This is a genomic window from Tateyamaria sp. 7Alg 36 (genome assembly GCF_059882455.1).
This window is the reverse complement of the sequence record NZ_CM187613.1, coordinates 557,292-579,093: the sequence shown is the minus strand read 5'-3', so window position 1 is coordinate 579,093 and position 21,802 is coordinate 557,292. Positions and strand designations below refer to the sequence as shown.

The window sequence follows — 21,802 nt, the reverse complement described above, 5'->3', positions numbered from 1 at the left end:
TAACCAGACACACGGTTTGGGAGGGCTTTTGTGTTTTTCTGCTTCTCTTTGTCATGCGGTAATCGATCTTGAACGACACTCATCTGTGCGCGCTATCCGCTTGCGAGGTGCTGGCCGCCTTTGCGGATAAAACACTGACGCCAAGCGCCTATCTGGACGCCTGTCTTGCGCAGATCGCGCGCGCCAATCCCAAGATCAACGCCCTGACCGCCATGGATGTCGATGGTGCCAAGGCTGCGGCACAGGCCGCGACCGACCGCTATGCCGCTGGTGCGCCATGCGGGCCGCTTGACGGATTGCCCATTGGTGTCAAGGACTTGCAGAACACCAAAGGACTGTTGACCACCCATGGCAGCATTCGCGCCCGTGGCTTTGTGCCCGAGGACGATCTACCCATGGTGGCACAATTGCGCGCAGCAGGGGCGATCATTCTGGCCAAGACAAACGTTCCTGAAATGGGCGCAGGCGGCAACAGCCGCAATCCGGTCTGGGGCGCCACGGGTAATCCGTTCAACGCCGATCTGGTGGCCGGTGGTTCTTCGGGCGGGTCGGCTGCGGCGCTGGCGGCCAATATGTTGCCGCTGTGCACGGGGTCCGATACGGGCGGGTCGCTGCGCATGCCCGCCGCGCTGTGCGGGATTGTCGGCTACCGCCCGTCGGTGGATGTGATCGCGCACCCCACACGGCCCATCGGCTGGTCGGGGATTTCGGTGCTGGGTCCGATGGCGCGCACCATGGACGACCTGACCCTGATGCTGGGCGTCTGTCAAAGCCATCACCCCGACGATCCGCTGTCTATTCCGTCCGCGCCCGACCGCTTTCGCAATCTGCCTGCCGTCGATCTGGCCGATCTGCGCGTTGGGTATAGCGAGGATTTCGGCGGCGCACCGGTCGAGGCAAGCATCCGCGAAACCTTCCGCGCGCGTCTGGAGTCACTGCGTCCCCATGTAAAAGAATGCCGCCCCGTGGACCTGTCCCTTGGGGATATGGATGGTTGTTTTGACGTGCTGCGCGCCGAAAGTTTCGGCGTCGCCTTTGCCGATGGCGTCAGCGAAGACCCCGACAGCTTTGGCGCGCATATCCGCGAGAACGTGGCCCTTGGTCAGACCATGTCGCTGGCGGATCGCGGCTGGGCCCATGCGGAACAAACCCGCATTCTGCGGCGGTTCAACGCGCTGATGGAAGAGTTCGACGTCATCGTCCTGCCCACAGCGCCGGTATCCGCCTTTGCGTGGACGCAATCCCACCCCGAACAGATCGACGGGCAAGAGATGGATATCTACTATCGCTGGCTCGCCCTGTGCTATCGCGGGTCGCTGACCGGCGGTCCGGCAATCACGCTGCCTTCGGGGCGCGATGCAAACGGCATGCCTTTCGGTCTGCAAATGCTGGGGCCGGTGCGTGGCGACGACGGCTTGCTGGCCGCCGCCAAAGCGGTCGAGACGCTGTTCGCAGGCAATGCCGAAACCGCACGCCCGCTGGCCGATACAGAGACACTGGCGCCTTCGCAAATCGATCTACGCTCTATCGTGACCCATCCGCCGGATGCGGCGGCCACGTCCCCCACTCAAACGCGCGCGCTGCGCACGGCGGTGTAACATGTGGTTCATTCCAATTGTCTTTGTGCTGCTGCTGATCAGTGGCACGGCATTTGCCTACATGATGGGGGCGGTGTCGGTCGTGACCTTTGTCGCGGTGGACAAATCGCAGTTCCTGTCGATCCTGCCACAGCGTATCTTTGCGCAACTCGACAGCTTTGCCTTTATGGCGATGCCGCTGTTCATCCTCACGGCCGAGATCATGAGCCGCGCCGGTGTCACCCGCAGCCTGATCGACTTTGCCATGTCCATCGTGGGCCGGTTCCGCGGGGGCTTGGGCCATGTAAACATCCTGACCAGCGTGTTCTTCGCGGGCATTTCCGGCTCGGCCATCGCCGACAGCGCGGCGCTGTCGCGCACCTTTGTTCCCGAGATGAAGGCACGCGGCTATGATCCCTATTACGCGGGCGCGATCACTGCCGCGTCGTCGATGATCGGGCCGATCATCCCGCCGTCGATCATTATGATCATCTATGGCGGCCTGACGGGCGCGTCGGTGGCGGCACTGTTCATTGCAGGCGTCGTTCCGGGCCTGTTGCTGGCCCTTGCACTGCTGGCGCTGAACGCGGTGGTGGCGCATATCAAGGGCCATCCCGGTGGTGCGTCCGACGACCTGCCACGCTTTTGGCCCAGCCTGCTGAACGCGGCACCTGCGCTGTGCCTGCCGGTTGTGATCCTCGGATCGCTGGTGTTCGGCCTTGCCACCCCGACCGAAGGGTCGGCCATCGCCGTGTTCTTTGCGCTGATTGCTGGGCAGTTCTACAAAGGGCTTAGCTGGCGCATGATCTTTGACGCGGTCGAGGCGACGGCCAAGATGACCGGTACGATCTTTATCATTCTGGCGGCGATTTCGGTGCTCGGCTACCTCGCGGGGCAGCTTGGCTGGTCCCAAGCGCTGGCCGGTTGGGTGGATTCCTTTGGTCTGACGGGCACAAAATACCTGTTCTTCCTTGTGGCGATTTTCCTGATCGCGGGGATGTTCATGGACACGCCCGTGGCGCTGACGCTGCTGATCCCGCTGTTTGCCCCACAAGCGATGGAGCAGGGCATCAGCCCGATCCAGCTGGGCATCGTGCTGTGTTTCAACCTGTGTATCGGCCTGATCACCCCACCTTTGGGCAAGTGCCTTGTGGTGGTGTCGGCGCTGACCAACCTCAACTACTGGCGGCTGGCTTATGCCTCGCTGCCCTTTATCGTCGTTCAAGTGCTGCTATTGCTGGCGCTGGTCTATTGGCCCTCGCTCAGCCTGACTTTGCCGCAACTGTTCGGATTTTCTGTAAACTAACCATAACGTCAGGGAGGACGACCCATGAAACTCAAGGCACTTACCTTCGCGGCACTGGTGGCAATGGCCACAACCGCATCGGCCGAGGTAAAGATCGCGCTGGACAGCAAGCCCGATCTGGAAACTTCCGGCTCCTATAACTGGGCTTACGCATTCGGCAACGCGCTGAAAGAGGCGGGCATGGAAGTTCGTGAAATGCCACGCGGTTCCGTCGGCAACGAGGCCGAAAAATTCGACCAGCTGTCCACCGGCCTGCTGGAAGTATCGCTGTCGGACGTGCGCGCGGTGGCGCAGGTTGATCCGTTCATCTACGGCGTGCGCTTGCCTTATATCTTTGCCGATATCGGCCATATGGACCGCACATTGGAAGCAGGCGATGTCTTTAACCGCCTGAATGAAAATCTGGCCAAGCAGGACACGATGCTCCTCGCCCTCGCGCCCCTCGGGCCCGCGTCCGGCGTGATTACGACAACCCAAGCGGTGCGTTCGCCCGCCGATATGTCCGATCTGCGGATGCGCGCCCTCGATGACGCGCAGATCGCCATGTATCAGGCATGGGGGTCCAGCGGCACGATCGTTCCATGGAGCGAAGTGCCCGCAGGTCTGCAAACCGGCGTGATCGACGGCTATCTGAACTCGCCCTTCATTCCGGTGATGTTCGGCCAGACCGACTTTGTGAAGAACTTTGCCACAGCCGACGTGATCTGGCCCCTGCGGGCGGTGATCGTGTCCAAAAGCTGGTATGACGGCCTGTCCGACGAAGACCGCGCCACCGTGGATGCGGCCGTGGAAACCGCTGATGCTGCAACCCGCGCGTGGCTGGCCGAGGCGTCTGAAAATGGTCTGGCCGCGTTGGAAGAAAAGGGCGTGACTGTTCAGCGTCTGACAGACGAGGAACGCGCCGTCTTCCGCGAGGCGTCCCTGTCGGTGTACGAGTCGGACTTGATGTCCGCCGAAGACACCGCACTGTGGAAGAAACTCTCTGACGAGAACCGCTAACCCATCAGGCGGGCCGCCAAAGGGTGGCCCGTCATACCCCCAACCGGAGAGCCCAGATGCGCCATCTCATCCTCACCACCAGTGACCGCCTGCACACGCTGATGCGCCGTGTGGCTGTTTTTGCGGTGTGCCTGATGTTCGTGACGGTGGTTGTGCAGATCATCGCGCGCTATGTGTTTTCCTCGCCCCCTGTCTGGACCGAGGATGTCGCGCGCTATGCGATGGTGTGGACCGGACTTTTGGGCGCGACCCTGTCATTCAAGACCCAGTCGGATGCGGTGCTGATGCAAAGCGTTTTTCCCCCGCAGCCGCCGTTCTGGGCCATCGTCGCCAAAGCGTTGCAAAGTTCTGCGGTGCTGACCTTTATCCTGCCGGTGATCTATTTCTGTTTCGTGGGCCTGCGCGGCGGTTTCGCCAAAGGCTACCTTGCGCGACAGTCCGGCCTGACGGCTGACACGCTGGGCATTCCGATGGTCTGGATTTCCGTGGCGGTGCCGCTGTCGATGATCATCATCCTGATCCACCTGTTCGCCCGTTGGGCAGGGGACGAGGGCATTGAAGAGGTTGCAACGCAGCTTGACTGACCCATCGGGCGCAGCGCTGACCGCCCTTGTGCGCCGTCACATTTTGCGAAACGTTTCCTGAATGACGTGGTCCGCTACGGGCGACAGGTCACGATCCGCGCGGGTGATGACAAAGAAAGGCGAGACGAGCACCTCTTCCACCACGTCCAGCCGCACCACGTTCATATCCAGCGCGGAGTCGGCGAGCAGTTCCACTACCTCATGGGATTGCGAGGCGATGGCGGTCGAATTCTCAAGCAGCGCCAAGGCCACAAGCAGCGAGGACGTGTTGGTGATCTGTGCGGGCAACTCGACCTGATTGGCTAGGAACGCGGTTTCGACCGCGGCGCGGATCGGGGTGCCGTGATCCTGAATGATCCACTCATATTCGCGCAACTCCCGCAGGCGGATGCCGGTGCGGTTGGCCATCGGGTGATCGCGGTAGACCAGCATCGACACCACCTCGTTACGGGCTGGATGGATGTGGTACATCTGGCTGTCAAAGGCGAGATGCGGGCGCGCCACGACAAAGTCGAACAGCCCCTCATCCAGCCCGTTCATCAACGTGGCCGAGGGCGCGACCTCGATCGTGAACTCCACATTCGGCGCGTGCTGGCGCATGGCGCGCACCACAGGCACCACAAGGCCCACGGCAGGGCCGGTGACGGTGCCGATGCGCACGGATCCGGCGCGGCCACTGGCGATGTTGATGACATCGGTTTCCAGCTTTTCAAACCCCTGCAACAACTGGCGCGCATGGGCGATCACCGCCTCGCCAACCGGCGTCGGCTCCATCCCCTTGGGCAAGCGCGTGAACAGTGCCGCGCCCACCAGCTTTTCAATCTCTGACAGCATCCGCGAGGCAGCAGGTTGGGACAGCGCGATACTGTCGGCGGCCACCTGCAACTTGCCCGACCGCGCAATCTGCGTGACCAGCCGAAGGTGGATATGCTTGAGGCGGCGGGCGAAATGCATGGGCTATCAGTATAACAGTTTTGATATGTGGTTTGTGTATATTGGTATTATACTGTCATGCGGTCCCAAGCTATGCAAGGCGTGAGCCTCGTGCTCGCATCAAGACAACGCGCGACACATCTGCAATGAGGACGCGCATTCTGGGAGGAAAACATGAAACTTACGCGTCTGCTTATGACAGCAGCGGCGAGCGCACTTGTGTCCGCTGCCGCTTTTGCTGAAGGCACCGTTGGCATTGCCATGCCAACCAAGTCATCTGCCCGTTGGATCTCTGACGGGGAATCCATGGTCGAACAGTTCGAGGCCGCCGGATACGATACGATCCTGCAATATGCCGAAGACGATATTCCCAACCAGTTGGCCCAGATCGAGAACATGATCACCAACGGTGTCGATGTTCTGGTGATCGCGGCCATCGACGGCACGACCCTGTCGAACGCGCTGGAAAACGCCCATTTCGCCGATATCCGCGTCATCGCCTATGACCGCCTGATCCGTGACAGCGAACATGTCGATTACTACGCCACCTTCGACAACTTCAAAGTCGGTGTGCAACAGGCCACATCGCTGGTGAACGGCCTTAAGGAACGCTTTGGCGATGGTCCTTACAACGTCGAACTGTTCGGCGGCTCGCCTGACGATAACAACGCCTATTTCTTCTATAACGGCGCGATGTCCGTGCTGGACCCGCTGATCGAAGACGGCACAGTCAACATCGTATCGGGCCAGATGGGCATGGAAACCGTCGGCACCTTGCGGTGGGACGGTGCGGTGGCACAGGCGCGCATGGATAACCTCTTGTCCGCGCATTACACCGACGAAACTGTCCACGGCGTTCTGTCGCCCTATGACGGTCTGTCCATCGGCATCATCTCCTCGCTCAAAGGTGTGGGATATGGCTCCGGCGACCAGCCGATGCCGATTGTGTCCGGTCAGGATGCCGAACTGCGTTCGATCAAGTCGATGCTTGCCGGTGAACAGTATTCCACCGTCTTCAAGGACACGCGCGAACTGGCCCGTGTGACTGTTGGTATGGTGGATGCGCTGCTGGACGGGGGCGAGCCCGAGATCAACGACACAGAAACCTATGACAACGGCGTCAAGGTGATCCCAAGCTATCTGTTGGAGCCTGTGTCGGTCGACATGTCCAACTGGGAGGACGTGATCATCGGCTCCGGCTACTACTCGATGGACGAAGTCCAGTAACCGGTTTCTTCCCTGGGTCTGTCCGCCGTTGGGCGGGCGGACCCGAATGATCATAGAGGCAGGGTCATGGACGCGTTACTCGAAATGCGCGCGATCACCAAGGAATTCCCTGGTGTAAAGGCGCTCGACACGGTCAATCTGGCCGTCAAAAAAGGCGAAATCCACGCCATCTGCGGCGAGAATGGCGCCGGTAAATCCACCCTCATGAAGGTTCTGTCCGGCGTCTATCCCGCAGGCAGCTATGACGGTGAAATCCATTACGATGGCGCGTTGGCCGAGTTCCACGACATCTCGGAATCCGAGGAGCGTGGCATCATCATCATCCATCAGGAACTGGCGCTGGTGCCGTTGCTGTCGATTGCCGAGAACCTGTTTCTGGGCAACGAACGCAGCAAGGGCGGCATCATCGACTGGCGCGACACTAACCAGCGCACCGAGGCATTGCTGCGCAAGGTCGGCCTGTCCGAACCGCCAAGCGCGATCTGTGACAAGCTGGGCGTGGGCAAGCAACAACTGGTCGAGATCGCCAAGGCATTGTCCAAGGAAGTCCGCCTGCTGATTTTGGACGAACCGACCGCCGCCCTGTCCGAAAGCGACAGTCAGGCGCTGTTGGATTTGATGCTTGAGTTGAAAAGCCAAGGCGTCACGCAGATCATCATCAGCCACAAACTGAACGAAGTGCGCCGCGTGGCCGACACGGTCACGGTGATCCGCGACGGGTCCACCGTGTCAGTAATGGACGCCGCCAAGGATGAGATCACCGAAGACCGCATCGTGCGCGATATGGTGGGCCGCGACATGGCCGACCGCTATCCCGAACGGCCCCGCGTGGCTGGCGACATGCTGATGGAGGTCAAGAACTGGGACGTCTGGCACCCCGTCCAGCCCGAACGCCAGATCATCAAGGACGTGAACCTGACCGTGCGCGCGGGCGAAGTTGTCGGCATCGCCGGTCTGATGGGGGCAGGGCGCACCGAGCTTGCGATGAGCATTTTTGGCCAGTCCTACGGGCGCAACATATCGGGCACGGTCGAGGTGAAGGGCAAGCCTGCCGACGTCAGCACCGTCAGCAAGGCGATTGGCGCAGGGCTGGCCTATGTCACCGAGGACCGCAAATCGCTTGGGCTGGTGCTGGATGAAACGATCCAGCGTAATATCACCCTGTCGAACCTGCCCGAAGTGTCGCGCAACGCAATCCTGAACGAGGCGCGCGAAACCCAAGTGGCCGAACGCTATCGCAAGGCGCTGAATATCCGCACCCCAAGCGTGTTCCAACGGGTGATGAACCTGTCGGGCGGCAATCAGCAAAAGGTCGTGCTGTCCAAATGGCTGTTCGCCGGCCCCGAGGTTCTGATCCTTGACGAGCCGACCCGCGGCATCGACGTGGGCGCGAAATTCGAAATCTACGGGATCATCAACGAACTGTCCGCGCAAGGAAAAGGCGTGGTGATGATCTCGTCCGAGATGCCCGAGCTGTTGGGCATGTGTGATCGCATCTACGTCATGAATGAGGGCGCTTTTGTCGGTGAACTGACCGCAGAAGACGCCAGCCAAGAGCAAATCATGTCGCTCATCGTGACCGAATAGGAGACCCCGACATGGACAAGACTGACCACGCCCCGACCAAGCTGGGCATCGCGGAATATCTGATGCGTCACATGCGCGAATACGGGCTGTTGTTCGCCCTGATCGCCATCATGATCTTCTTTCAACTGGTGACGAACGGCACGCTTCTGAAGCCAGTGAACGTGACCAACCTTCTGTTGCAGAACAGCTATATCATCATCATGGCGTTGGGGATGCTGATCGTCATCGTGGCAGGTCATATCGACCTGTCTGTCGGGTCGGTCATGGGCTTTGTCGGCGCTTTGGCGGCGGTGATGATCGTGGAATACGACCAGTCCACTGGTGTCACCATTGTCACCTGCCTGATTTCGGGCGGGCTGATCGGGGCGGCGCAAGGCTACTGGATCGCCTATTGGAAAATCCCGTCCTTCATTGTCACGCTGGCGGGGATGCTGGTGTTTCGCGGCCTGTCCCTATGGCTGCTCGAAGGGCAGTCTTTGGGTCCGTTCCCGCGTGAATTCCAGATGATCGCCAACGGCTTTGTGCCCGACCTGTTCCCCAAAGGGATGGCCGATGCTGCCGCCGGTCTGCTGGGTGTCAAGCGGATCAACATGCTGTGCCTGATGACAGGTATCATCGCCGCATTCCTCATCACGTGGATGGGCCTCAAGGCGCGCGCGCAGAACCGCGCCTACGGGATGGAGCTTGAGCCAAGCGCATTCTTTTATGCCCGTGTCGGGATCACCTCGCTGGCGCTGATCTTTATCTTTTACAAACTGTCGACCTTCCGTGGCCTGCCTAATGTGCTGCTGACCATGGGCGTGCTGACGGTGATCTATGCCTTTTTCACCGAACGCACTGTGACGGGGCGGCGCATCTATGCGCTTGGCGGCAACGAAAAGGCGGCCAAACTGTCTGGCGTCAAGACCGAACGCCTGACCTTCCTTGCCTTTGCCAATATGGGCGTGCTGGCGGCAGCGGCGGGCATGGTCTTTGCCGCGCGGTTGAACTCGGCCACGCCCAAGGCGGGTTTCGCGCTGGAACTCGACGTGATTGCGGCCGTGTTCATCGGCGGCGCGTCCATGTCGGGCGGGGTCGGGCGCATTGTCGGCGCGGTTGTCGGCGCGTTTCTGATGGGGGTGCTGAACAACGGCATGTCTATCCTTGGCATCGGCATCGACTACCAGCAGGTCATCAAGGGGCTCGTGCTGCTCGCGGCGGTGATCTTTGACGTCTACAACAAATCAAAGCAGGCCTGAGATGACATTCAAACCCGCCCCGTGGCCCCGCCGTCTGCGCTCTGCCGAATGGTACGAGGGCAGCAACAAGGACGTGATCTATCATCGCGGCTGGATGAAGAACCAAGGCTATCCCGACGATCTGTTCGACGGACGCCCCGTGATCGGCATCCTGAACACATGGTCCGACATGACGCCCTGCAACGGCCACCTGCGCGAGCTGTCCGAAAAGGTCAAAGCGGGCATCTGGGAGGCCGGAGGCTTTCCGTTGGAGGTGCCTGTCTTTTCAGCCTCGGAAAACACGTTCCGCCCGACGGCGATGATGTTCCGCAACCTCGCCGCCCTGTCGATCGAGGAACAGATCCGCGGACAGCCCATGGATGGCTGCGTGCTGATGGTCGGCTGTGACAAGACCACGCCATCGCTGCTGATGGCGGCGGCGTCGTGCAACTTACCGTCGATTGTCGTGACCGGCGGCCCGATGCTGAACGGCTGGTTCCAAGGCGAACGGGTCGGCGCGGGCACCCATCTGTGGCGCTTTTCCGAAGCGGTCAAGGCGGGTGAGATGACGCAAGACGAATTCCTGAGCGCAGAAAGCGCGGTCACGCGATCATCCGGCACCTGCAACACGATGGGCACGGCGTCCTCCATGGCGTCCATGTCCGAAGCCTTGGGCATGGCCCTGTCCGGCAACGCCGCCATCCCGGCCGTGGACAGCCGCCGCCGCGTGATGGCGCAACTGTCAGGGCGGCGCATTGTGCAGATGGTGAAGGACGATCTGAAACCCTCCGACGTGCTGACCAAACAGGCATTTGAGAACGCGATCCGCTGCAATGGCGCAGTGGGCGGGTCGACCAATACGGTCGTGCATATGCTGGCGATTGCGGGGCGTATGGGCGTGGACCTGACGCTGGATGACTGGGACCGCTGCGGGCGCGATGTGTCCACAATCGTGAACCTCCAACCTTCGGGCGAATACCTGATGGAGGAATTCTTTTATGCCGGTGGCCTGCCTGTCGTGCTCAAGCGGCTGGCCGAGGCGGACAAACTGCACAAGGACGCGCTGACCGTATCCGGCGCCACCATCTGGGACGAGGTGAAAGACGCACAGAACTGGAACGAGGATGTGATCCGCCCCGTGGACAATCCGCTGACCCACAAGGGCGGGATTGCGGTTTTGAAGGGCAATCTGGCCCCCAAGGGCGCGATCCTCAAACCCTCGGCCGCGTCGCCGCATCTGATGCAGCATCGGGGCCGTGCGGTCGTGTTCGAGGATATCGACGACTACAAAGCCAAGATCAACGACGACACGCTCGACATCGACGAAACCTGCATCATGGTGCTGAAGAACTGCGGGCCCAAAGGTTATCCCGGGATGGCCGAGGTCGGGAATATGGGGCTGCCGCCCAAAGTGCTGAAGAAGGGGATCAAGGACATGATCCGAATTTCCGATGCGCGCATGTCCGGCACCGCGTATGGCACCGTGATCCTGCACACCTCGCCCGAAGCGGCGGCAGGCGGGCCACTGGCCGTTGTTCGAGACGGCGACATGATCGAGGTGGATGTCGAAGCGCGCCGTCTGCATCTGGACATCGGCGAGGCCGAACTGGCCGACCGTCTGTCCAAGTGGCAGCCAAGCCATGAAACCGCCGCGTCGGGCTATGCATGGCTGCACCAGACCCATGTGGAAGGCGCGGATACCGGTGCCGATCTCGGCTTTCTCAAGGGCTGTCGCGGCGCCGCGGTCGGAAAGGATTCGCATTGATGAAAATCGCACTTATGGGCATCGGCAAGATCGCCCTTGATCAACACGTACCGGCCATCAGCAACTCGCCGGTATGGGAACTTGCTGCCACAGTCTCGCGCCATGGCAGGGTCGATGGCGTTACCGCCTATACCGATCTGGACGAGATGTTGCAGGTGCACAGCGACGTGCGCGTTGTGTCGCTGTGCCTGCCGCCAGTGCCACGTTATGCTGCGGCGCAGGCCGCGATCAGGGCAGGGCGGCACGTGATGCTGGAAAAACCACCCGGTGCCACCCTGTCAGAGTGCCACGCCCTAGAGGCATTGGCCCGCGAACACCGCGTATCGCTGTTTGCCACATGGCACTCGCGCGAGGCGGCGGGGGTCGCAGCGGCTAAGGAATGGCTGGCGGACAAGACCCTGCGCAAGATGACCATCACGTGGAAAGAGGACGTGCGCCGCTGGCATCCGGGGCAGGACTGGATCTGGCAGGCGGGGGGCTTAGGCGTCTTTGATCCCGGTATCAACGCGCTGTCCATCGTGACCGAAATCCTGCCCGACCCGATCCATGTATCGCAGGCCGTGCTGGAAGTGCCCGAGAATTGCGAGACACCGATTGCCGCGACTATCGCCTTTGCCCATCCTGACGGGGCGGACATCAACGCGGTGTTCGATTTCCGCCAAAGCGGCGAACAGATATGGACGGTCGAGGCCGAAACCGATCACGGCACGCTTGTCCTGTCCGAAGGTGGGGCCAAACTGGCCATTGACGGGGCCGAAATCCTGAACCCCGACGGGCTGAGCCTGCATGGCGAATACCCGCGTCTCTATGCGCGCCTTGCCGACCTTGTCAGCCATGGCGACATCGACATGGACCTTGCCCCGATGCGCCACGTGGCCGACGCTTTCACCCTCGGGCGGCGCGTCCTTGTCGATCCGTTCATAGAATAACCCTAAACACTGCCGCGTCGATTGCCAGCCAGACTGCGCCTGCGCGGCCCCAATAACCTTTCAGGAGACCCGCAATGCAAAACCCGTTGACCGGCATCTTACCCGTCGCTCCCACACCGTTTCACGCCGATGGCCGCGTGGACGAGGAAGGAATGCGCCGCGTGCTGGACTGTATGATCGATCAGGGCGTCGATGCGATCTGCATTCTGGCCAACTATTCCGAACAGTTCGTGTTGTCCGATGATGAACGCGCCACGCTGACGCGGATCAGCCTTGAACATGTGGCGGGACGTGTGCCCGTGATCGTCACCACCAGCCATTTTTCCACCCAGATCGCCGTGGCCCGCGCGGTCGAGGCGCAAGCGCTTGGTGCGGCGATGGTGATGATGATGCCGCCCTACCACGGGGTCGGCCTAGTCCCGAGCGAGGCAGGCATTCTTGCCCAGTTCCAAGCGGTGTCGGACGCGATCAACATCCCGATCATGGTGCAAGACGCGCCCCTGTCCGGAGTCACACTGACCGTGCCGACGCTTGTGAAAATGGCGCGCGAGATCGAAAATGTCGGCTATTTCAAAATGGAAACCCCCTTTGCCGCCGACAAGCTGGCCGCATTGATCGAGGCGGGCGGCGATGACATCGTCGGCCCGTTCGACGGGGAAGAGGCAGTGACCTTGCTGGCCGATCTGGATGCGGGCGCGACCGGCACCATGACCTCGGCCCTGCAACCGGAACTGATCCGCCCCATCGTCACCCGCCATCTTGCGGGCGATACGGACGGCGCGCTGGCGCAGTGGAAGCTGTGCCTGCCGCTGATCAACCACGAAAACCGCCAATGCGGGCTGCGCGCGGCCAAGACCGTGATGATGGCCGGTGGCGTGATCGGGTCCGATCACGTCCGCCATCCGCTCAGCCCCATGTCCGAACGTACCAAAGCCCGATTGCTGCAACTGGCGGGCGAGCATGACCTCGTCGCCTTGTACTGGGGCAAATAACAGGAGAGATGCCATGACATTCACACCACACGGAAAACATCTGATTGCCGGCGAATGGGTGGCGGGCGATGCGCGCTTTGCCTCGGGCCCCGCGCAAGGTGACAGCCACGATTTCAGCGTCGCCACCACAGACGACGTGGACCGCGCCTGCCGCGCCGCCGAAGAGGCGTTCTGGTCCTATGGCTATAGCACTCGCGCCGAGCGCGCCGCCTTTCTGAACGCCATCGCGGACGAGATCGAGGCACGCGCCGACGACATCACCGCCATCGGCACGCAGGAAACCGGCCTGCCCGAAGCACGCCTGCAGGGCGAGCGGGGACGCACCACGGGCCAGTTGCGCCTGTTTGCCGATCATATCCTCAAGGGTGACTATCTGGACCGCCGCCATGACGCGGCTATGCCGGATCGTGCGCCGATGCCGCGCCCCGACCTGAAAATGGTGCAGCGGCCCATCGGCCCCGTTGCCGTCTTTGGCGCGTCGAACTTCCCGCTCGCATTCTCGACCGCTGGGGGCGACACGGCCTCGGCCCTCGCGGCGGGCTGCCCCGTGGTGGTCAAGGGCCACCCCGCCCACCCCGGCACGGGCGAGATCATTGCCGAGGCGATCCACTCGGCCATCGCCAAATGCGGTGTGGCGGCAGGCACGTTCAACTTCCTGCAAGGCGACACCCGCGAGATGGGACAGGCCTTGGTACAACATCCACTCATCAGTGCCGTGGGCTTTACCGGATCGCTTGGCGGCGGGCGGGCCTTGTTTGATCTATGCGCTGCACGCCCCGTGCCGATCCCATTCTTTGGCGAGTTGGGCAGCGTGAACCCGATGTTCCTGCTGCCCGAGGCGATGAAGGCGCGCGCTGACACAATCGCAACCGGCTGGGCCGGATCGCTAACCATGGGGGCAGGGCAGTTCTGCACCAACCCCGGCGTGGTGGTTGTGATCGACGGCGCGGATGCCACACGGTTCATCGACGGCGCGACCGAGGCGCTGGCCGCTGCCGGATCGCAGACGATGCTGACCGACGGCATCGCACAGGCCTACCGGTCGGGCCGCGATGCCATGGCGCAGGTCGCGGGGGTCGAGACGCGGGTGAACAACCCATGCGCGGATCGCGCTGCCTCGGCCGATCTGTTCGTGACCACGGGCGCGGAATGGCTGGCGAACCCCGATCTGGGCGAAGAAGTCTTTGGCCCCCTCGGCATGGTGGTGCGCGTCACGGACGAGGCCGAAATGCTTGAGGTCGCGCGCAGGCTGCACGGGCAGTTGACCTGCACGCTGCATATGGATGACAGCGACACAGGCCTTGCGCAAAAGCTGATGCCGGTACTGGAACGCAAGGCGGGGCGCATCCTGACCAACGGTTTCCCCACAGGGGTCGAGGTCTGCGACGCGATGGTGCACGGCGGTCCTTACCCCGCCTCGACCAACTTCGGCGCAACCTCGGTCGGCACGCTCGCCATCCGACGGTTCCTACGCCCCGTCTGTTATCAGGACGTGCCTGACAGTCTTCTGAGTGCCGACTAAGGCCCATCACAGAACAACGCAAAACGGCGCGGTCCTTGGCTCGCGCCGTTATGGTTAAGGGCAGGGGGCACTTGTTGCCCCCGTGCTATGCGCGCCCAAGAAGTTACCGCAGCAACAGGATGCGCCGTGCCTCGCCACTGAGAGTGTACCGCTTGCCGCGGCATCCAACGACCTAGCCTGAAGGCAGCGCAGCTGGTCTGCTTGCGAGGCATCGGTTCAAAGATGCCACTCGCACGGAGCATCCCATGTCCCATACGCACAGCAGGCGCGGTTTAATGGTGATTCATCCGGCGTGACCCTCCGGTCTAGCTGCTCGATAGAATCGCAAACGGTGTTTTGGCGTCACTTCGTCCCTTTCGGGATGATGACGGCCTGAAACGAGTCGGATGTTCACCCGTTTGCCCCGCCAGACCCGCCTGGATCGTGGAGCGAGCGGGTATTGCAGCGCGCCCATTGTGCAGCGCCGCTATCCGTTTGGGCAGGACGCCTATGCGCACACCACCCAAAGCTCCACCTTTGTGCGATATCATCGCGGCGGCGGATCGGCGATCTTGTTTGTGGGGCAGCAAACGAGGTTAGCATGGTTTCCGAGATTAAAAATACAGTCACAAGTCGCAAAGCCTTGTTCGCCGCTTTGGCAGCGGTTTCGCTGGGCGCGTGTTCACCGAACATCGACCCTGCGGACCAGACGAAACCGTTGCTGGGCCCTCCGGTCACCGACAACGCCACGCCTTATTCGGTCTGCCTTGACGGGCTGGCTCAGAACCCAGGTCAGAATCGTCCTACCATCGCAGTCGGCAACATCGTCGATAAGACCGGCAAGCGGGCCTATGACTCGATCAACGACAGCACTGAGGTAACCCAAGGCGCGTCGGAAATGGTGATTAGCGCGTTCTTCAAGACGCGTCAGGTCAACCTTGCAGAACGGCTTGATCCGCGCATCGCACTTTCGGAACAACAGCTTGTCCAGACCGACCTGATCAAGCGCCCGATTGGCGAGGCGAATGTCGCCCCAGCACATTTTGTCGTGCTCGGCGCGGTGACAGAACTGAACTATAACATCCATTCCGGTGGCGATCGGCTCTTTATCGGGGGCATCGGCGGAAGTCGCCGCGCTGCGGTGATCAATGTGGGGCTCGATCTGCGCCTCGTGGAGATGAGAAGCCTTGGCACAGTCTATGTGACCAGCCTCCAGAAACAGATCGTTGGTTTTGAACATGAAGCCGGAATTTTCCGCTTCTTTGGCGACCAATTTGTAGAATTCGACTCCGGCAAAGTGCGCAACGAACCGTTGCAGCTCGGAGTGCGATCGGTGGTGGAACTGGCGGTCTACCAGATCCTCACCGAAGGACTCGGTCTTACAGCGCAAGCCCATGAAGGTTGCGGACCGGGGGGGGATTATCCCGAACAACCAGACCAAACCAACCCAGAACAGGAAATGAAGACATGAACATCCAAAAAATCGCAGCCTCCGTCATCGCAATCTGTGCAGCAGCACCAGCGATGGCATTCGACACCGTCACGTGGAACTGGGACGCCGACGTCCAATCCAACGTCACAACAGGCGCCACAAGCGACATCACCGTGGCCCCAACCGGTCTGGAGCAGGTCGAGTCCGAGCAAATAACTTTGGGTGATTTCGCGGCCACCAGCACGTCGAACCTGATTGCCAATGACATCGTAAACCTGTCCGGTCTGGCCTTGGACGACGTAATGGCGGTTGAAACCACTTCGACAGCTCTTGGTAACAGCGCCGCGCTGGAGTCCGACGTGTCCATGCAGTTCGACATGAACCAGACATATGGCGGCGTCGACGTCACATTGGGCACCGGCCTGACAGGCGATCTGGCGGATATCTCCCTGCCTGGCGTTCTGGCGGCAAGCTCGGTCACAACCGGTATTGTCAACGGCACAGTCGACAGCGGCGCCACCGCGATCGCCAACAACATGACCGCAGATCTGGTGACCACCTCCGGTTCCGACGCGTTCATGATCGGCAACAACGTGCAGACTGCCTATTCCATCGCCACAGCAACATCGCTGGTGGACGGCGTGGCCTTTGCGGACGTGAACGGCCTGGGTACTTTGGTTGATCCGGCTGTGTCTTCGGTCTCCACCGCACTGGGCAACAACCTCGGTGTGACCATCGACGGCATCAACTAAACGGAACACACACCTGCCGTCTCCTGCCTCTCGCACTGCCCCCCAGCAACTCGAAGGCCACGCGCAGGTGTGTCAGACGGTTCGCGGTTCACCCCGCGGGCCGTCCCATACATCAACGATTGGATCATAAAATGAAACGCATCGCTCCGCTCGCACTCTGCCTGCTTTTCCCACTGGACGCTTTGGCCGGAGAAACGACATTCGTCACCGGATCGCGCCCGTGGAACTTCTCGCAGCGCAGCAAGGAAACGCACCTTTCCATGCACATGCGCGGCCCTGATGCTATGCGCGGACAGGGTACCGGCATTCCAGGTCACGCCGGACCGGCAGGCGCGGGCTATGTCTCCAACTCCTATGCCATTGGCAACTGGGTGCAGGTGGACATGATCCTTGGCGACGGGTCTGAAGGGTTGATCATGATCGAAAACGACCAGACCAATCAGGGCGACCAGCAATCCGTGTCGGATATTCTGGGCGAAGTGATCGAAACCTATCAATCCGACGACCAGATCAGCCAGTCGCATTGAACCCGAGCGCTGTGCGTTAATAATCGCGTGACAGGGATCATCGTCTAGCACCATCAACCGGTAGAACGCGCGTGCCTTAGGGCCGCGCATTTGCGGTCTATTTAAACTCCTGTCGACCTTTTGTGGCCCTACCAGCGGAACCCGCGAGATCCGCAATACCACATCGCACTCGTAACTTCGCATCTGCTGCCGCGCTTCACGCCGCTACCCTTTTGTTGGCGCAGCGGGCGGGTTTGCCGCCCCTGCGCCCCTCTCACATCTGCGTCGGCTCGTCGGTGCTGGACTGATCCTCGGTCCAGCTTCTGGCGGCATCGACGGCGACTTGGGATGTGGTGGGCAGCACGCTCAGATAGCTCTCGTTCGGCTGGGTCACGCTGTATCGGGTGATGCGATACAGTGCGAAGGCCGCGATAAGCAGGAAGGTTGCCGCAAGGATGATCCAGAAGACGTAAGGGCCGAACAGCTCCATCACGAAACCGGCGGCAAGCGGGCCGAGGATCGCGCCAAGGCCAAAGGTCAGCGCCAGCGCGCCCGAGGCGGCGGGCATCTCCTCGCGGCTGATCGCGTCATTCGCATAGGCCAGCAGCAGCGCGTAAAGCGGCATGGTCACACCGCCCGTCAATAGGGCGATGATCAGGAGATGGCTGTGGTTCTCACTCACGCCCCAGCCGATCACACAAAACAGCGCGCCCAGCGCCGAGGTGGTCAGGATCACCCCGCGCCGGTCGACGCGGTCGGCAATCCAGCCGATGGGCACCTGAAGCAACAGCGGACCGACAAACAGCATCGCCATGAACAGCGATACCTGCTGCGGCGACAGGCCGATCTGCGTGCCAAACACCGGTCCCATGCCCGCCTGCGTGGCAAAGATCGTGCCAAGGAAAAAGATCCCGATGGTGCCAAGGGGCGCAGCACGCAGCAGGTCGCGCAACGCGATGGAGCGGGACAACTCGACCGCTGGCGTGGGCGACACCGACAACAGGATCGGCCCGAAGGAAATCGACACAAGGATCGACGCCACGATGAACAGCGAAGCGGTCGCCGCATCCCCCAGCATCAGCACCCCCTGCGCGCTGATCATGCCCAAGGTCTGCGCCAGCATATAGAGCGATAGGATCGTGCCACGGTTCTCGTTCGACGCTTCGGCGTTCAGCCAGCTTTCCGAGGTCACATAGATTCCGGCCATGCAAAACCCGATCATGGCGCGCAGAATTGTCCACGCCCACGGCTCCAGCACCAAGGCCAGTGCGATCAACCCGCCGGACAGAAAACTGCCCGCCGCCGCAAAGACCCGCACATGCCCGACACGCCGGATGAACACGGGCGTGGTGCGCGCGCCCAACAGGAAACCGCCGAAATAGGCCGACGTGATCGCGGCCAAGGCCCCGGCCGAGAAATCCTCGATATCGCCGCGCAGGCCAACAAGGGTGAACTGCATGCCGTTGCCCAGCATAATGAAAAAGACACCGATGAGCAGAGGCGTGATCGATAGGATCGTCTGTTTCATCTGGGGTCTCCTTTCGCGTGTGTGTGAGTGTTAGGCGGGGCTAGCAGTTTCGGCTGGTGCGCTGCACAGCACATGACCCATCGGTATGACGGGTGCACGCAAAGCACCAGCCTTTCGCGCCACTTAGTAAGGTTGGGCGGACATCTCGGCGAAATTGACGCCAGTTGACCGCCTAATGATCCAGCACCTTGCTGTGCAGGCCAAGGCGGTTGGCGTGCCATGCCGCTTCGGCGCGGGAGCCGATGCCGAGTTTGCGGTAGATGACCTTGATGTAGTCCGCGACCGTATGTTCGGAAATCCGCATCTCTTTGGCGACTTCAGCGTTGCGCAGCCCGCGCGAGATCAGGCCCAGCACTTCGGTTTCGCGGGTGGTCAGGCGCGCTTCTTGGGTGACGGTCGGGCCGGTCATGCGGAAATGTTCCATGATGCGCCGCGCGACCGAGGGCGAGATCGCGGGCAGGCCGTGGGTCAGTTGCGCCAGTTGGTGGGCCAGCACTTCGGCGGTGTTTTCCTTGAGCAGATAGCCATCCGCGCCCGCCGACAGGGCGCTGACGATGCTGACGTCGTCGCCCATGACTGTGGTGACCACCTTTATTGCGGTTGACCCGCCTTTGGACAACATGCGCAGCACGTCGATGCCGGAGCCGTCAGGCAGGCCCAGATCGATCAGTGCAAGGTCGATGGCATGGGTCTTGAGCGCGCGCGCGTCTGCCACCGAGGCGGCGGTGATCACCTCCGCTTCGGGAAAGGTCGTTGCGATGATGCCGGTCAGCCAGACCAGCGTTTCGGGGATATCTTCGACGATCAGGACGGTCTTCATTCGGCGGCCCTTTGGGAAGGGGTGGTAAGGGGCAGGTGCATGCTCACCTCGGTGCCGTCCTTGCTGCTTTGGCAGTCATATGAACCACCGGCCTGCGCCAAACGGGACGACAGGTTGCGCACGCCCGATCCGGTCCGGTCCTGCGTGGGGTCGAACCCTTTGCCGTTATCCTTAAGCCGGACAGACAGCACATCGCCCTCTGTCACCTCGATCTGAACAGTGACGTGGCGCGCCTGTGCGTGGCGGATGATGTTCTGCACGGTTTCGCGGAAGAAGGCGCGCGCCACATGGACCGCATTGGCGCGTACCGACATGTCGGGCAGGGCGTCGTAGTGCCAAGTAAAGCCGATGCCCGCAGCCTCAAGATGGTCCGAGAGTTCGGAGCGTAAATCGGCGATCAGGCGTGGTAGGGGCTGGTTTGTCTGGCCCTCGTTCGCGATGATCTCGCGCAGGTCGGTCAGGGTCTGGCGGATCAGCGTGTCCTTGCGTTTGGAGGCTGGTGTGTGCAGAGCGCTGACCAGTAGAATGCCCAGATTGTCGTGCATATCGCGGTTAATACGGTTGCGCTCGTTCGTGACCGCCTCAAGATAGGTCTGGTTCTGGCGCAGGCTGGTGTCGATCAGCGCGTTGATCGACTTGGCCCGCGCAAGGTCGCGCGAGGAAAACAGCTTGGACCCGCGCCCGCGCCAGTTCAGCCGCAGCGCGGGCAACCCGTGTACGGGCGCGATGTGCAAGGCCGCGCCTGTGTCGACAAGTTCGGTATCGGACAGGGGCAGGGGCGGCAGATCCTCGATCGATAAGGGCGTGAACAGATCGTCCCACAACCCGTGCAGCAGGGCGGTCTTGGTGGTCGGGTCCGGCGCATGGGCGATTTCGGTGATGCGGGTGAACAGTGTGTCGGGCGGCATCTCGCGATTGCGGCGCAGGCCGGACCATATTTGCCCCCGCAGCGGCAGATAGACCATGGCCACCGCCGCCAGCGCGATGCCAAAGGCAGGGGCGCGGTCCACCGACACGACAAGGATCAACAGCGCATCCAGCACCAGCAGCAGCGCAACGCCCATGCCATAGAACAGGATTTCAAAGGACCAGACCGACAGATCGAACAGGCGATAGCGCGCAACGCCAAGGGCGATCCCCGCATAAAGCAGCAGGAAGAACAGGAACGCCGTGCTTTGTTCCAAGAGCAGGCCCTGACCGAACAGCAGCGGCACGATCGCCGTCAGGACAAAACCGCCCGCTCCGATCCCGACCGACAGGCCCAGCCAGCCAAGCATGGCCCGCGCCGTGGCATTGCGGCGGTTCACGATCACCTGCGCCAGAATGGCCAGCAACAGGCACAGCATGATGATTGCCGCCAGCATCGGCGTATGCACAAGGTTGTTCGGCCAGTTGATCGTAAGGACACCCAGCAACAGCCCCCCGATCACCAGTGCAGGAACCATCACAAGCGCTTGCGGAACAATCCGGCGCGGATAGATCAGGAACAGCGTGACCATGCCGATGCCGAAGATCAGTGTGCCCGAAGTGTTCGCGCGGCTCGCCGTGCTGAAAAACTCTTGGGACAGGGCAAGCTCGCGACTGCTGTAAAGGGCGGCGGCACAGGCCGAGAGGGCCAATGCCGCACCGGACAGCAACACCATTTGCGCCGCCAGATCGCGCGGGCGCAGTGTGACAACCCACAATCCGATGATCAGACCGAAAAGGCCAACGCCGACCTGCACCCAGAATTTCAGCGGCAGGTCCGAGATCGGGCGGCGCGGTGCAACGGTTGTATCAACGCGGCGTTGGCCGGTAGCGTCGGACAAGACAAGCGTGACAGCCCCTTGGGACAGGTGCTCAAACAGCCGGTCCTGACGTGCATAAAACGCCTTTAGACGTTCGGCCACGCCAAGGCCGTCTGGTTCTTCTATCAGATCAATGGGGGCAATGGCCTGATCGGCGCGCCCCGCACTGGCCATGCCTTTTAGTTCCGCGCCGACGAAGGTGTCGGGCAAGCCACTATCTGCGGTGATGTCGGTGATGATTACACGGTCGTCCCGCGTGTCGAGCTTCAGGCCCAGCCATGGTTGCGCCGTTGCCAGCCACGTGACCCAGACCGCCACCAAGACACAAAAAACAGCGCCTACAGCGAACACCAGGGCCGG

Annotated in this window: 18 protein-coding genes; 14 read left to right on the top strand and 4 right to left on the bottom strand. The window is 61.6% G+C overall.

The window, feature by feature from the left end; all coding sequences use genetic code 11:
• The first annotated feature begins 68 nt into the window (after nt 1-68).
• Genes AC6GQJ_RS02810 through AC6GQJ_RS02795 form a run of 4 tightly spaced genes read left to right on the top strand, consistent with a single transcriptional unit; the run spans nt 69 to nt 4,466 of the window.
• Complete coding sequence (locus tag AC6GQJ_RS02810) at nt 69-1,598, top strand: amidase (RefSeq protein WP_500771563.1); 1,530 nt, start codon at nt 69-71, stop codon at nt 1,596-1,598.
• Nucleotide 1,599: 1 nt separating this feature from the next.
• The gene (locus tag AC6GQJ_RS02805; protein WP_500771561.1) at nt 1,600-2,883 is read left to right on the top strand and encodes a TRAP transporter large permease; all 1,284 of its coding nucleotides are present in this window, start codon (nt 1,600-1,602) and stop codon (nt 2,881-2,883) included.
• 24 nt (nt 2,884-2,907) lie between these two features.
• Nucleotides 2,908-3,882 carry a TRAP transporter substrate-binding protein gene (locus AC6GQJ_RS02800; RefSeq protein ID WP_500771559.1) on the top strand — a complete coding sequence of 325 codons (975 nt, stop codon included), beginning with the start codon at nt 2,908-2,910 and terminating at the stop codon, nt 3,880-3,882.
• 56 nt (nt 3,883-3,938) lie between these two features.
• A complete protein-coding gene (locus AC6GQJ_RS02795; RefSeq protein WP_500771557.1) occupies nt 3,939-4,466 on the top strand; it encodes a TRAP transporter small permease in 528 nt (175 codons plus the stop codon).
• Nucleotides 4,467-4,502: 36 nt separating this feature from the next.
• On the opposite strand, the gene AC6GQJ_RS02790 is transcribed toward AC6GQJ_RS02795, so the two are convergent.
• Complete coding sequence (locus AC6GQJ_RS02790) at nt 4,503-5,420, bottom strand: LysR family transcriptional regulator (protein ID WP_500771555.1); 918 nt, start codon at nt 5,418-5,420, stop codon at nt 4,503-4,505.
• Between the two features lie 153 nt (nt 5,421-5,573).
• Here AC6GQJ_RS02790 and chvE point away from each other — a divergent pair, with 153 nt between their 5' ends.
• From chvE to AC6GQJ_RS02740, 10 genes are all read left to right on the top strand, one after another.
• On the top strand, nt 5,574-6,626 hold the full coding sequence (gene chvE / locus AC6GQJ_RS02785) for a multiple monosaccharide ABC transporter substrate-binding protein (RefSeq protein ID WP_500771553.1): 1,053 nt from the start codon (nt 5,574-5,576) through the stop codon (nt 6,624-6,626).
• Nucleotides 6,627-6,692: 66 nt separating this feature from the next.
• Complete coding sequence (gene mmsA, locus AC6GQJ_RS02780; RefSeq protein WP_500771551.1) at nt 6,693-8,213, top strand: multiple monosaccharide ABC transporter ATP-binding protein; 1,521 nt, start codon at nt 6,693-6,695, stop codon at nt 8,211-8,213.
• A gap of 11 nt (nt 8,214-8,224) precedes the next feature.
• On the top strand, nt 8,225-9,451 hold the full coding sequence (gene mmsB / locus AC6GQJ_RS02775) for a multiple monosaccharide ABC transporter permease (RefSeq protein ID WP_500771549.1): 1,227 nt from the start codon (nt 8,225-8,227) through the stop codon (nt 9,449-9,451).
• Nucleotide 9,452: 1 nt separating this feature from the next.
• Nucleotides 9,453-11,195, top strand: a complete 1,743-nt coding sequence (gene araD, locus AC6GQJ_RS02770) for an L-arabinonate dehydratase (protein WP_500771547.1) — start codon at nt 9,453-9,455, stop codon at nt 11,193-11,195.
• On the top strand, nt 11,195-12,124 hold the full coding sequence (locus AC6GQJ_RS02765) for a Gfo/Idh/MocA family protein (RefSeq protein WP_500771545.1): 930 nt from the start codon (nt 11,195-11,197) through the stop codon (nt 12,122-12,124). Before araD ends, AC6GQJ_RS02765 begins: the two co-directional genes overlap by 1 nt.
• A gap of 74 nt (nt 12,125-12,198) precedes the next feature.
• The gene (locus AC6GQJ_RS02760) at nt 12,199-13,116 is read left to right on the top strand and encodes a dihydrodipicolinate synthase family protein (protein ID WP_500771543.1); all 918 of its coding nucleotides are present in this window, start codon (nt 12,199-12,201) and stop codon (nt 13,114-13,116) included.
• A 13-nt stretch (nt 13,117-13,129) separates the two neighbouring features.
• Nucleotides 13,130-14,638: an aldehyde dehydrogenase (NADP(+)) gene (locus AC6GQJ_RS02755; RefSeq protein WP_500771541.1), complete on the top strand. Its 1,509-nt coding sequence runs from the start codon at nt 13,130-13,132 to the stop codon at nt 14,636-14,638.
• 580 nt (nt 14,639-15,218) lie between these two features.
• Nucleotides 15,219-16,088: a CsgG/HfaB family protein gene (locus AC6GQJ_RS02750; protein WP_500771539.1), complete on the top strand. Its 870-nt coding sequence runs from the start codon at nt 15,219-15,221 to the stop codon at nt 16,086-16,088.
• A complete protein-coding gene (locus AC6GQJ_RS02745; RefSeq protein WP_500771537.1) occupies nt 16,085-16,801 on the top strand; it encodes a hypothetical protein in 717 nt (238 codons plus the stop codon). The genes AC6GQJ_RS02750 and AC6GQJ_RS02745 overlap by 4 nt, the downstream gene beginning before the upstream one ends.
• A 131-nt stretch (nt 16,802-16,932) precedes the next feature.
• On the top strand, nt 16,933-17,328 hold the full coding sequence (locus AC6GQJ_RS02740; protein WP_500771535.1) for a hypothetical protein: 396 nt from the start codon (nt 16,933-16,935) through the stop codon (nt 17,326-17,328).
• A 253-nt stretch (nt 17,329-17,581) separates the two neighbouring features.
• On the opposite strand, the gene AC6GQJ_RS02735 is transcribed toward AC6GQJ_RS02740, so the two are convergent.
• From AC6GQJ_RS02735 to AC6GQJ_RS02725, 3 genes are all read right to left on the bottom strand, one after another.
• Nucleotides 17,582-18,835 carry an MFS transporter gene (locus tag AC6GQJ_RS02735; RefSeq protein ID WP_500771533.1) on the bottom strand — a complete coding sequence of 418 codons (1,254 nt, stop codon included), beginning with the start codon at nt 18,833-18,835 and terminating at the stop codon, nt 17,582-17,584.
• Nucleotides 18,836-19,007: 172 nt separating this feature from the next.
• Entirely contained in the window at nt 19,008-19,655 is a 648-nt protein-coding gene (locus AC6GQJ_RS02730) for a LuxR C-terminal-related transcriptional regulator (RefSeq protein ID WP_500771531.1), read from the bottom strand.
• Entirely contained in the window at nt 19,652-21,760 is a 2,109-nt protein-coding gene (locus AC6GQJ_RS02725; protein ID WP_500771529.1) for a sensor histidine kinase, read from the bottom strand. The genes AC6GQJ_RS02730 and AC6GQJ_RS02725 overlap by 4 nt, the downstream gene beginning before the upstream one ends.
• Between the last annotated feature and the right edge of the window lie 42 nt (nt 21,761-21,802).